Annotated in this window: 9 protein-coding genes and 1 pseudogene; 8 read left to right on the forward strand and 2 right to left on the reverse strand. The window is 49.8% G+C overall.

The window, feature by feature from the left end:
* Positions 1-114: 114 nt before the first annotated feature.
* Positions 115-3,174 carry a tetratricopeptide repeat protein gene (locus VB741_RS25075; RefSeq protein WP_323367960.1) on the reverse strand — a complete coding sequence of 1,020 codons (3,060 nt, stop codon included), beginning with the start codon at positions 3,172-3,174 and terminating at the stop codon, positions 115-117.
* Positions 3,175-3,721: 547 nt separating this feature from the next.
* Here VB741_RS25075 and VB741_RS25080 point away from each other — a divergent pair.
* The 8 genes from VB741_RS25080 (at position 3,722) to VB741_RS25115 (ending at position 12,136) form a co-directional block, all read left to right on the forward strand.
* Positions 3,722-3,958 (forward strand): hypothetical protein, encoded by a 237-nt coding sequence (locus VB741_RS25080; protein WP_323367961.1) that lies wholly within the window; start codon positions 3,722-3,724, stop codon positions 3,956-3,958.
* A gap of 480 nt (positions 3,959-4,438) precedes the next feature.
* Positions 4,439-5,620 (forward strand): MarR family winged helix-turn-helix transcriptional regulator, encoded by a 1,182-nt coding sequence (locus tag VB741_RS25085; RefSeq protein WP_323367962.1) that lies wholly within the window; start codon positions 4,439-4,441, stop codon positions 5,618-5,620.
* A 4-nt stretch (positions 5,621-5,624) separates the two neighbouring features.
* Positions 5,625-6,380, forward strand: a complete 756-nt coding sequence (locus tag VB741_RS25090; protein WP_323367963.1) for an HNH endonuclease signature motif containing protein — start codon at positions 5,625-5,627, stop codon at positions 6,378-6,380.
* 140 nt (positions 6,381-6,520) lie between these two features.
* Positions 6,521-7,198 (forward strand): TIR domain-containing protein, encoded by a 678-nt coding sequence (locus VB741_RS25095; protein ID WP_323367964.1) that lies wholly within the window; start codon positions 6,521-6,523, stop codon positions 7,196-7,198.
* A 26-nt stretch (positions 7,199-7,224) separates the two neighbouring features.
* Positions 7,225-8,250, forward strand: coding sequence for a hypothetical protein (locus VB741_RS25100; protein WP_323367965.1), 1,026 nt, complete (start codon positions 7,225-7,227; stop codon positions 8,248-8,250).
* Between the two features lie 39 nt (positions 8,251-8,289).
* Positions 8,290-9,246, forward strand: coding sequence for an AAA family ATPase (locus tag VB741_RS25105; RefSeq protein ID WP_323367966.1), 957 nt, complete (start codon positions 8,290-8,292; stop codon positions 9,244-9,246).
* Positions 9,243-10,334 carry a VWA containing CoxE family protein gene (locus tag VB741_RS25110; RefSeq protein ID WP_323367967.1) on the forward strand — a complete coding sequence of 364 codons (1,092 nt, stop codon included), beginning with the start codon at positions 9,243-9,245 and terminating at the stop codon, positions 10,332-10,334. Before VB741_RS25105 ends, VB741_RS25110 begins: the two co-directional genes overlap by 4 nt.
* 14 nt (positions 10,335-10,348) lie before the next feature.
* Positions 10,349-12,136: a formylglycine-generating enzyme family protein gene (locus tag VB741_RS25115; RefSeq protein ID WP_323367968.1), complete on the forward strand. Its 1,788-nt coding sequence runs from the start codon at positions 10,349-10,351 to the stop codon at positions 12,134-12,136.
* Between the two features lie 89 nt (positions 12,137-12,225).
* On the opposite strand, the pseudogene VB741_RS25120 reads toward VB741_RS25115, so the two are convergent.
* Positions 12,226-12,590 (reverse strand): annotated as a pseudogene (locus VB741_RS25120) (RNA-dependent DNA polymerase); the annotation flags it as partial.

Here is a 12,590-nt window from a genome sequence, read left to right on the forward strand (position 1 = left end):
CCCAAATCTGAGCCCAAAGTCGCAGCCTAAAACCCAATTGTATCTCTTAGTTAAGATACTCAGGCCAGTCAATAGCTTGAGTACGATTCTGAATGCTTCAAGAACAGATTTTGTCTAAACTCCAGTTAACAATGTAACGGCTTCTTCTATCCCTTCGAGGGGAGTAGGACACTTCATCAGCATTTCGGCATCTTCTAGTGCATTGCGCAAGGCTGCAGGTAGGGCTCCTTTGTCAATCAAGCTTTGCAGAGCCATCAGTCCTTGATTAGGAGTGCCCAGGGCTATGGTATACAGAGCAACTGTGGACTGGTCCCAGTCATCATCGTCGGTGTATAGCGGCAAAGCTTGTTGCCACAGTTCTCGGGCACGGCTGAGGTTGCCCTGGATAGCAAAAGTAATGCCTAAGTTGCATAGAGATCCCCCCCATTTTCCATCGAGTTCAATTGCCCGGTTGAAGCAGTCTGTGGCGGCAGTGAGGTTGTCTTGAGTGAGATAGATCCACCCTAAGCCATGGTGTGGATAGGCGTCTTTGGGGTCGAGTTCAATGGCTTTCTCATAGGCGGCAATGGCTTGCTCGTAGTTGTTCTGGGCTCTGTAGACATTGCCTAAGCCATGGTGTGGATAGGCGTATTTGGGGTCGAGTTCAATGGCTTTCTCATAGGCGGCAATGGCTTGCTCGTAGTTGTTCTGGGCTCTGTAGACATTGCCTAAGCCATGGTGTGGATAGGCGTATTTGGGGTCGAGTTCAATGGCTTTCTCATAGGCGGCAATGGCTTGCTCGTAGTTGTTCTGGGCTCTGTAGACATTGCCTAAGCCATTGTGTGGATAGGCGTATTTGGGGTCGAGTTCAATGGCTTTCTCATAGGCGGCAATGGCTTGCTCGTAGTTGTTCTGGGCTCTGTAGACATTGCCTAAGCCATTGTGTGGAGAGGCGTCTTTGGGGTCGAGTTCAATGGCTTTCTCATAGGCGGCAATGGCTTGCTCGTAGGCCTTAAATTCATCTTGAATGGCTCCCAATCCATACCAGGCAGAACTATTGTCTGGATTCAATTCGGTGGACAGCTCAAAAGCCTGTTTGGCGGGTTCAGAGGCAATGCTGGATCTGCCTTTCCAGCCTAGTTGGAAGCCCAGGTTTTCCAAATCGTTACTTAATTTGCGTGTCAGCGTCACCGCTCTATCCGGTATTTTCCGCTGAGCTTCTAAATATAGGGCTAGTGCTTGCTCATAGTGCTCCTGGCGAGAGAGCAAGCGCCCCCGCTTGAGGGTCAAAATGGCTTGCCTCTCTTCTGAGCCATCTCCAGTTAGCCAGTCCCGCTTAGACCACTTTTCCAGCTCTTCCAGTAGGGCTGCTTCGGCTTCCACCTCGGCTTGGGGGGCTAATCCCGCCTGGAATCGCTGCAACCGTTGTTGCTCGGCTGTCGAAAACCTTCGTTTAAACCCTGCGACCACCTCCAGTAATTGTCGGGTCCAGCGCTGATTGTATTGCCAGCCTTCCACTACCCAGGGAATCAAATTGCGCCAGCCTACCTGGTCTTGAGCACTATCATCTTGCCAAAAGCATTGGTAGGCATAGTCTATCAACAGCTGGGCAATATCCTCATCGGCTAGCCACTCAGCCCGATCGTTGAGTTCCTGAGTGGTCTGTTTAATGCGTTGCTTGAGCCAGGTCAGTGCTCGCTCGTTTAACGCCTGTACCAATGGCTCTGAATATTGTTCTGGATTAAGCAGATATTCTCCTAAAAAAAACTTCAGTTTGTTATCTAATTGCAGTGCTTCATCCAAAATAAATGAATAGCGCTGCCGCAACTCCTGCAGTCTTGGTTTTAGTTGCTCCACATCTAACATGGCCCGCAACAAGTTTGGCTCTGGACGCCGCATCATTGCCAGCGCAAAGACCGCTTGACGATCATCTTGGTGCTCTGCCCCCAGGCAATGCATCAAGAACCGCTGACTCATTTTTCGAATGATTTGATAGTGTGCGGGCTGCGATACCTCACTGTTCAAGGCGGTATCTTCCGGTGGAGCAATAATGTCTTCAAAGGGGACCCCTTTGGCCCATAGCTCTGCCGCCAGATTGATCACAAACGGAATTCCCCTGCTGAACTGTGATAAGGCGTCCGCCTGAGGGGGCTCAATCGGGCGATTGGGTACCTGACGAGCAAAGAACTGCTGCAATTCATCTAGTCCAAATTGCCTCAGAGGATAGGCATAGGCCCGGTCTGAAAAATCTTGACGATAGCCACGAAAGTAGGCTTGTCCTCGCTGTCCGCTATCTGCCAGATCGGCTCGTCCGGCGATGACCCACACGGTTTGACCGCCGCTCGCCCGAATCACCTGGCGCAGTGCGTAGTCACAGAGCGAGGTATCGACAATTTCGTAGGTATCTAACACGATGACTAGAGGTCGCTTCTTGGCCGTTGCTGCGAGCCCCTCTCCCAGGGCTGCCGCCAGTTTTTCCTGAGGGCGGGCATAGATTTCTTGCTCTTCTGTCGTTAGAGCCTTACTCACTAAGCGATTTATTTGAGATAGGCCTTCGGCACTTAAGGTAATTCCAATCTTGGCTAACCGTTCTACTGTGGCTCCACCCAATGCCGCTGCGATCGGTCCGGTTTGGGTGGCAGCGGCAGTACGTACGGCCCAGGCCAGACCCTTGGCACCCACATCTAATAACTCCTGCTTCAAGGCCTCTTGCCCTGCCTGGGGCGGTTGTTTGAGTTGGTCATCAACCTTCTGTTCTAGGGCCTGAATTGCTGCTAACGTCTGGGTAAAGGCTTTCACTTCACCAAAGTCAGGTTCAGAGGCAATGGCCCGGTGGAATACGGCCAGCATTGCCTCTGGCTGAATCTGGTCATGACCCACTAAGATTTCTGGCTCGTTTTTGTGCAGTTCCCAATCTATGTACAAGGTCTGGAACTGATGTCGAGATAACTGTTCTGCCTCAAAGGGATGCTGTTCAGCAATTCGCTGTAATTCCTTGACTAAGGTGGTTTTTCCCATACCACCCTCACCGTAAAATAGAAAAATAGAGGGTTGCTTCGGTTGGGAAGCAGTTTTACCCATCAGCTTCATTACCGTTGGCAACTGTCTCGTAGCCCAGGACTTTTGAAAGAGACGTAATGCGGTTCGAAACTGGTCCTGCTCCTGCCTGCGACCAATAAAAAGCTCTTGAGCCATGTCCAGGTGATCAGTAAAGGGGGATGTATAGTCGTTGCCTATTTACCAGAGAATGCTACACGCATTTACGAAATTGCGATCGCACTTGACCGAGAATCAACCCGACTATTCAGCCAAATATCCAACGAAGAAACGCGCACACCTGAGGCAGACCAGCGAATACGCGAACGGCTAAAGGAAGTAAATCTGCAATGTAATGAACTAATGCAAGCACTTGATTGATAGGCAGCTACTCAACGGATGTCGGCTCCGCTGACATCGCTTTTATAGAACCATCGCCTCACCTGCTCTGGGATGGACTCCAGCACATTCCCCACCTCGATACGATCCCTCATGCTCATTAACTCTATGCAGCAAGTCTTTTATTAAAGACATCAGAGGCTATCCCTCAAAAAGCATCCCCGTGGAAAAAAAACTGAGTTCCTTTAATTCCCGGTGATCGTTGGGTTTAAACAAATGTACTAATCGTTTCAATCCTTTAAAAAGATGAGCATAGATTGAGAAAGTCTGATATAACTATCAACCATATATAGTTAATCTTGCGGTCATGAAAGAAATTCTAACCGAGAGACTAGAGGAGCTTGGTATCAGCCGTTATGAGCTGAGTCGTCGACTGGCCACTCATCGTGGGCTTTCTGCGCCAACTTCTGTATCTACGATGGTGAATAACGCTTTCGAAAATCCTGAATCCAGGACCTATGGCAACATTGTCGACATCATCAAAATGATGGGGGGTGAGGTGGTCATTCGCTGGCACACCGTCGATGAACGGATCGCGTCCTGATCGGGTTCTACCGGGTTACTGGACACCTCAAGAGCTAGCAACTGAGCTGAAAAAGTCGCCTAAGTGGGTCTTACACCGAATCAAGGGGCGAGATGGCCGACCACCAGAGCTAAAGGCTTACTGTGTGTCGAGGCTCTACCTTATCCCTGATTTAGCGGCTGAATCGTTCATCAAGCCTCATCAACGGGGGATGTATCCGTAAACTGTTCCCTGCAGGGAACAAGGGTTGCAGAAAGAAACCGGCGGTTTCTTTCTATACTTTAGGAGATTAACCAATTCTTAGACGTTCAGGAGGTCAAATCACTATTCAGCGATCAGATACTATCGATTACGCCATTTCCTGACAAATTCCATCTATCCGAAAGTCGTCAATGTTCTTACTTACGGTTTTTTAGAAGTCGTGTAGAGCACAAAAACAAAAAGCCCAGAGCTTGCCGGCTCTGAGCTTTGAATTGAAAATCAAAATATTCACCTCTGATTATGACACATTATTCCGGTGGGCGACAAAAATCGTCCTACTTTCGGCTACCCCCAGCCGAGGTAATGCAGCATAGTGCCCCAAAAAAACCCCCTGAGTCTGTACGGCACTATAGGCTGACAAATGACGAGTGGTTGCGGGCCTGTGTAGAGCTAAAACCTGCTGAGATGAAGGTTTTGTACTATCTCCGCACCTTAGATCCCTGGGGGGATAAAAACTTAGAAATCGGTGTCACTGACATTGCCAAGGTTCTGCAATGTAACAAGGGCACTGTCAGTCGAGCACTCAAAGCATTAGATGCTAACGGCTGGATTGATCTGGAAATCAATACCGCAACGGTCAAACTCCACACTAAAAATAGTTCAAGTGTTCGGGTGTTGTCTGTAGACAACGAGTTGCCTGTAGACAACGGTGTTGTCTCTGGATCTCAAGTGTTGTCTACAGACAACCTTGATGATCGTCAGACAACACCGTTGATCTGTAGACAACACTTGGCCTCTGAAATGCATACGGAGCAAGGCGTTCAGATCGCTTTAAACTCTTTAAACGATCTAGACTCTTTAAATAGAGAGAGAGACGACCAAAATTCCATTTTTGAAATAGAACCGGATTACAGGGATTGGTTACTTGCCAAAGCCAGTCGCTTACCGGAACCGCCCACAATGCGGGAGCTATGGCTAGAAAAGCAGAGCGTTAATCCTGCCAACTTGCGTGAATACGAAGCATGGCAATCGGTGCAGCAGCAAATAGACACGCTTCCGCCGCCGCCTCCCCCAGAACAACCAGCACTGGAAGATGTAGACGTAGCGGCGAGGTTGGCCCGCTATCAGAGTCAGTGGGCCGTAGTGGCGATGCGTAAAGGGATCCAAAATGCGATCGCAACCCATCCCGAATGGACTATCGATATCGGGCCTGACGGACCCCGCTGGCAACCACCCCCCCCAGAACACAGTTCTGAGCAACCACCGGAGCCAGAACCCGACGTATCGACGGTATTGCATCGCATTAAAAACGCGAGTTCCCAAGGGGAAGGCTCCGCCAACGCAACCCACAGCCCGATCAGTTCGCAGCTGCAGGCCGACGCTGAACGGTGCCATATCGATATCCCCCTGCTTCAGGCAGAATGGGAGTTAGCGGCCAGCCCACCGGGCAACGCTGTGGACGTCATGCGCCAGGCGGGATGATGCTATGCCAATGGATCGCAGTCTCTACCCCGCTAACTGGGATGAGCTAGCCTTACAAATCAAAACCGAGGCCAACTGGTGTTGCACCGACTGTGGCCGCCCCTGCCGCCAGCCTGGGGAAGCGCTCAGCGCCCTATACGAGCGCTTGCCAGATAGCTGGAAACCCTTATGGTGGGAGGCTGATGGTGACGTTCGAGCGCCGAGACCAGGGCGATTTAAGCTGACGGTGGCGCATCTGGATCACGTCCCCCAGAACAACCAGCCCAGCAACCTAAGAGCCCTCTGTGCCCCCTGCCACGGCACCTATGACCTCAAGCAAATGGGCCGTAAGCGCGTACTCAAAGCCGAACGCAACGGGCAGCTGCGGACGGATGACATCCTCAACGGGGCGCAGCTGGCGTTATTGCCGGAGGTGGCGGTTTATCAGCGCGTGGACCCGCGTTCTGGGGGACGGCGGACGATAGTGCGTAAGCCGTTGGATGGGTCGGGGAGTCAGTGGCGGTATCGGGCTCCTGGTAATGCCTCGGGTTGGATTGAGGAGCGGATGGGTAACCGGGGGCGGGCGAATCCTAGTATTAGCCATTACTATCGGTGGGATAGCCATAAGGGGCGGGTGAGTGAGTATATACGAGCGAGTCAGGTAACGCGGGTGGCGGGGCTGATTGAGGCGGAGCGGCCTGCGTTGGAGGTGTTGCGGGTGGTGGTTGAAGGAAAGCGAAAGGTATCAGGGGTTTCGGCGGAGTTGCTCGGTAAAACTTGAATGCCAGAATCTGGAAGTATTGGAGATATTCTGAATACCTCTGTCTTTTGTTGTTGATATAGAGTATCGAGGTCTAGCCAATTCCGAATTTTCTTGGTTAAAGTCGGCCTAACTGCCCGATTTTTATATCAGTCTGGATTATGTCTTCTAAAAACGCCATTTTTATTTCCTATCGCCGTAGTGATAGCCAGGACGTCACCGGACGTATCTATGACCGCCTCAACAGCTATTTTGATAATGAACTCATTTTTAGGGATGTTTATAGCATTCCCTATGGCAATGATTTCCAGAAGGAACTAAAGCAGTCGGTCGAGAGGTGCGAGGTGTTAGTGGCTGTCATCGGGGCTACATGGTTAGCGGTATTGCAGGAGCGTCTAAAACGCTCAGATACCGATTGGGTTCGTACTGAAATTGCCATGGCACTGCAGAGGGATATTCCGGTCATTCCGTTATTGGTGGGTGGAGCCAGGATGCCAGGAGATCATGAGCTGCCAGATGATCTCCAGACCTTAGCCAGGCGAAATGCGGCCCAGGCGCGACCCGATCCAGATTTTCACAATGATATAGAGCAGTTAATACAGCGTCTTGAAGAAATTATTAGTAACCCTACTCAGCCGCTCTCTCCTCTCCAGCAGGTGAAATTAGCTGCCCTAAAAAAACGTCAACAGTTACTGTTGGCTAAATTTCAAGCTGCTTCTAATCAGATGAATACATCACTATCAGAGGCTGATAAAGTTACCTTACAAGAGCAGCTAGCCTCTCTAGAGCAGGAACTAGAGCAGGTTGCTAATGAGATCAGTTCAATTACATCGTCATGAGGAGTCATTGATTGATGACGATGGAGATGAATACGGAATTTGTTCAAATCAAAATTCAAGCCAAAGAGGAGGAGTATAAATTACTGCTTGAAAAATATAAGCAAGTCAATGCCCAAAAACTACGAACTCTCGATGATGTAAATCAAGTAACGCTGAATGAGACTGTTCGACAGCTTGAAGCTCAAATAGAATCATTGCTGGCAGAACTTGACTCGTTAAGAAAGCCTCAGCAATCTTCTGCCCAAACCTATCGTCAGGCCACTCATGCATGGCAAGAAAACCTGCACAAGATCAACTATGTCAAAGTTACCTCCACCATAAATACAGTGTTTGGTCAACTACAGCGACAAGAAGGATCGGCCCTATTTGTGCTGCGGAACAGTCGTTCTATGGGGGGAGAATGGTGTATCCGTAAAGTAAAACAGAGGATTTCCTCAGAGCTAGGAACATTAGTTGCTCCCTGCAATATTAGTTTTGCAGCCCATCAAACAGCGGGGCCTGTAGCGTTTCTAAATAGCTTGGCTGAACGATTTCCCGTAGATCCAGTGGCAACGCCCACTAGCCTGACTAGCACCATTGAGCGAATGATTGACCGCATTTTTCAATCCTTGGTTAGTGGGAACATTCTATTGATAGAAATTAATCTTTATGCCCTTAATCCTCAAAATAGTTTTTTAGAGTGGTTTGTAAATACCTTCTGGCTTGCCTTAGTCAGCCGGTTATCCTCAGTCTCTAGTCAGAAACGTAAGATTCGGTTATTGGCAATTGTGTCAGTACGTGGCTCTATTCCTAGAGATTGTTTGCCCACCACACTCTGTTGCAAAAAAACGAACTTTAGCGGCAGCAAGATTCTAGAACTACCGTTGCAAAAATGGACAAAAGATGAGATTTGCAACTGGCTATTTGACTTTTCTGGATTGACGCAGCAAACTGACCAACTGACCGATGCTGATATTGCTCAGATCGCCCAAACCATTCATGATTCAACCGATGGAGTACCCAAAGCCGTCTATGACGAATTGATGGAAACTATGAACCAGTATGCCTGTTAAATATTGCCCCATACGCTATATCTCTAGGGACTGACTCTCATGCCATTAGCACCAAATCAATATCGTTTTCAAGGGGATCCTAGTCAGCGTCCTGATGATGCCCACCCAGATTCTCCCCAAGAGGAAGAGCCGTACATTGCTGATCCAGCCTTAGTTAAAGCCGTCAACCTGTCTATCTATCTGGGGCGACCTCTGTTATTAGAAGGGGAAGCAGGCTGTGGCAAAACGCGACTGGCTTCGGCCTTAGCCTATGAATTGGGTCTGCCCTTTTATCGGTGGGATGTGCGTTCAACCAGCAAAGCCAAAGATGGTCTGTATAGCTATGATGCCGTTCTGCGGCTACATGACGTTCAAGCACGAGCGGTCGAGTCGAACCTAGAACGTCGCCCTAGCGAGCCCACTGACTATCGCACCTGGGGAGCCTTGGGACAGGCATTTCAAGTCGAAGATCGCCCTGCAGTGGTACTCATAGATGAAATTGACAAGGCTGACTTAGACTTTCCCAATGATTTATTAGCCGTTTTGGATGAGCCTTGGGCCTTCGAAATCCCAGAGACTGGCGAAACTAGAGCTAAGAAAATTCAGGCCAAGCATATGCCCATTGTGCTGATCACCAGTAACAAGGAAAAAGGCGATTTACCTGTTCCTTTTTTACGCCGGTGCATTTACTACTATGTCAAGTTTCCAGATGATCAAGGGCGCTTGAAAGAAATTGTTGATGCCCATTATGAGACCAAAGCAAAATTGGCAAGACCAGCTAAAAAGCCTGGACCTAAGCTATTTCAGGCTGCAGCAGAGCGTTTCTTAGCGTTACGTGAGAAAGGTGGTTTATTCAAAAATCCAGGCACAAGTGAATTTTTAGATTGGCTCGATGCGTTACAGGGGTTTGGTTCCAGACCCTACTCTGCCAGCAAACTCAAGTCAGAGAGTACCATTCCCTATCCAGAATTATTATTCAAATTGCGGGGGGATTGGTTAAAGGCTGCATCATCATGAAGGAGCTTTCCAAGCCTGACAGTGAATTAACCGATATTGAGTCCTTCGTCTCTCGGCTGTTCGACAGAGTGCGTCGACGCTTTAAATTAGGTATGCGAGAATACCTGGCCGCCTTAGATGCCGTAAAGGGTGGCTTTGGTATTGAGAATCATGATGATCTAAAGCAGACATTGCAGCTGCTATGGTGCTCATCCCTGGCTCAGCAGGCCCAACTGGAAATGATGTGGGATGAGCTGGTACAAGCGGCAACGCCAATACCCACCAAAGAGTTGCCTCAGCAATCTGCCTCAAAACCTCCTAAGGCTTCTCTGCCCCCACCTCCCCCACCCAAAGCAAATCAAACTCCTGACGTTCAGCCACAGCCGACAGTTCAACCCGAATTAGAGCCCCTGGCTCTACAGCCGCCTCTAACTCCGACAGGCATAGACGATTTACCCGAGCTACAGACCTACTGGCCCATATCCCGCCGAGCCATGGCCTATGCATGGCGTTATCTGAGACGACCTAAGCTGGATGGACCTCCCGATGTTTTAGACATTGCCTTAACGGTAGATCTAGTAGCCCAGACTGGTTTCTTTTTAGCCCCTGTTTATCGCCGCCGTGAAATCAACCATGCCAAGTTAATGCTGCTTATTGACCAAGGCGGGTCTATGGTGCCATTTCATCGTTTTAGTCGTGATCTAGTGGACACAGCTACATCAGCTAATGATTTAGCCAGTGTTAATGTTTTCTATTTTTACAATGTCCCCACCAGTCATGTATATGAGGATATTCATTTAAATCAACCTGTGGACCTGCAAGTCCCGTTAGCTCTTTGTGATACCGACACCAGTGTGCTGATATTCAGTGATGCAGGGGCTATCCGTGGTGCCCAACGGATGGAGCGAGTGCGAGCCACAACAGAATTTATTGTGCAACTTCAACAATACACCCCATTGTTAGGGTGGCTCAATCCCATGCCTGTAGAGCGGTGGGCTAGCACGTCAGCAGAGATGATTTCTTACTTGGTACCGATGGAACAGGTGGATAAAGACGGTTTTAGTAACCTGATTGAAACTGTGCGTGGACAATCGGTATCGTTGGTATAGGTACAGAGCGAGCTATGCAGCAAGACGATTCAAACTCACAGGAACAGCAGCAAGCGCAACGTCAGGTTGAGCGTTTTGTCAGTCGATTTGATGTGGATTATCGCTGGCTGGCTTACTATGCGGCGCTACCTCTGGTGCTCACACCTGAGCTGTTGCACTATCTGAGAAATCAGTTCTTACGCCACAGACAGCTACCTTGGATTGCCGAGGCGGATTTATTACTATCAGATTTATGCTCGCCGGTGGGGTATGAGCAGTATGCGATGGATACGGCGGTGCGGGCCTTTCTAATTAAAGAAATGGAAGCGGTTTTAGGCCCTGAGCATATGCGAGCTGTCGCAAAACTGCTGCTGCGCTATGTTGAACATCTTGAACTAATGAATCCTTATCTCAGTCGGCAAGATTTACATGCTCAGCAGTTGGCGGCCATGGTGTATGTCGATGAGGAGCAACAACAGGCGGCAGCGCGGCAGTTAGCCCAAGCCTATCAAGCCGTGTCTCAAACTGGCGATGGCCAGAGGTTGTCAACATCGGCTCAGGCCGAAATGGCGCGACTGTCTCGGTTAACCCAGGAGTTAGCCCCCAAACTTAAGGCTTACCCACAATTACTGGACTATGCCCGAGTGGTAGGCCGTTTGTTGACGTCACCTAAGAGCGTTCCACAAGCTGCGCTCCATAGTGTCTATGAGGTTGCCGAGGGGCTGACCCTCGCAGTACCAGATGCCTTAAAACCGTTGGAACCGCAGCCGCAGCCTCTGCCTGTCATCTCAGGATTTCCACAGCTTGAGCCGTTTGATTTTGAGCATGTTCAGTTGGTAGAGACGGATATAGCTGAGTTTCCGCCGCCCCTACAAACGGCGCTATGTACGGTCATTACCTTCGACGTATCGTCAGATGCAGAGGACTCATCAGACCTCGAACTCTTTGAGTTTGCAGTGGCTACCCTGGTCCGTCAGGGTAGCCCTATCGAATGGGAAATCCAGCGACAACAACAAAATGCTTACCGTTGGGTGGAGCCGTTATCAGAAGACATTTCTCTCGAAATGGTGTCACTTCCAGGTGACACCTTTATGATGGGCTCTCCAGATGATGAGATTGACCGCTATGGCGATGAATCCCCCCAACACGAAGTCACCGTCGAGCCTTTCTGGATGGGCCGTTATCCTATCACCCAGGCCCAATGGCGAGTGGTAGCCGCCATGCCCCAATTTGAGCGTGAGTTAGACGCCGATCCATCCCATTTCAAAGGGGATAACCGTCCTGTAGAAAGTGTTTCCTGGCATGACGCAGTTGAGTTCTGCCGCCGTCTCTCCGCCCATACGCATCGCGATTTCGGTCTACCTACCGAATCGGAATGGGAATATGCCTGCCGTGCGGGAACAACCACACCGTTCCATTTTGGTGAAACCATCATGACGTCATTGGCTAACTATCGCGGTACCGATGATGAAGAGAATGAACGCTCCGGTTCCTATGGTGATGGTCCTAAAGGAGAGTTTCGCGAAGAGACTACAGATGTTGATCATTTTGAGTATGCCAATGTCTTTGGCCTGAGTGACATGCACGGTAATGTTTATGAGTGGTGTCAAGACCATTGGCATGACAATTATGACGGTGCTCCGACCGACGGTAAGGCTTGGGAGAGTGATAAAAAAGATGCTTATCGTGTTATGCGCGGGGGCTCCTGGTTCAACTATCCAAGGCATTGCCGCTCCGCTTACCGCGACAACGTTACGCCCGACTACCGCCTCGACAATTTCGGTTTTCGAGTTGTGTGTTCCGCGCCCAGGGCTCTTCAATAGCCCTTTTCTCTCTTCCCCTTTTGCACTTTTTCAACAGAATTCAGAAGAGAGAATTCAGAAGATGGAGTGGGCAGCACTACCTGAGGCCATCAAAACTCCATAAACATATCCATATCCTCCCCATCTGGCTCCTGACTTCTGGCTTCTAACTCCTCATCCCTCATAAACGTATGCCGTTCAAACACCTTTTGCCGCAGCCGATACGTATCCCCATGCTTTAAATGCGCCTCCCAGCTCTGGAGTCTCTGTACCAAGGGTTCCAGGTCAATCTCCCCCAACCCATACTGCCGCTGCAATGCCTTCAGCCGTCGCCTGGCCCGTCGTACATTATCATTCCGCACCCGAATCCGATCCGGCAGCACCCGAAACCCCACGAAGTTAGCCCCATACCGCGTCTCAAACAGCTGACTCTTAATGGGATGCATCTTCAGCCGTAGTGTCGCCAAATACCCCT

The organism is Leptothoe sp. PORK10 BA2 (assembly GCF_034932105.1).
GTDB lineage: Bacteria > Cyanobacteriota > Cyanobacteriia > Phormidesmidales > Phormidesmidaceae > Leptothoe.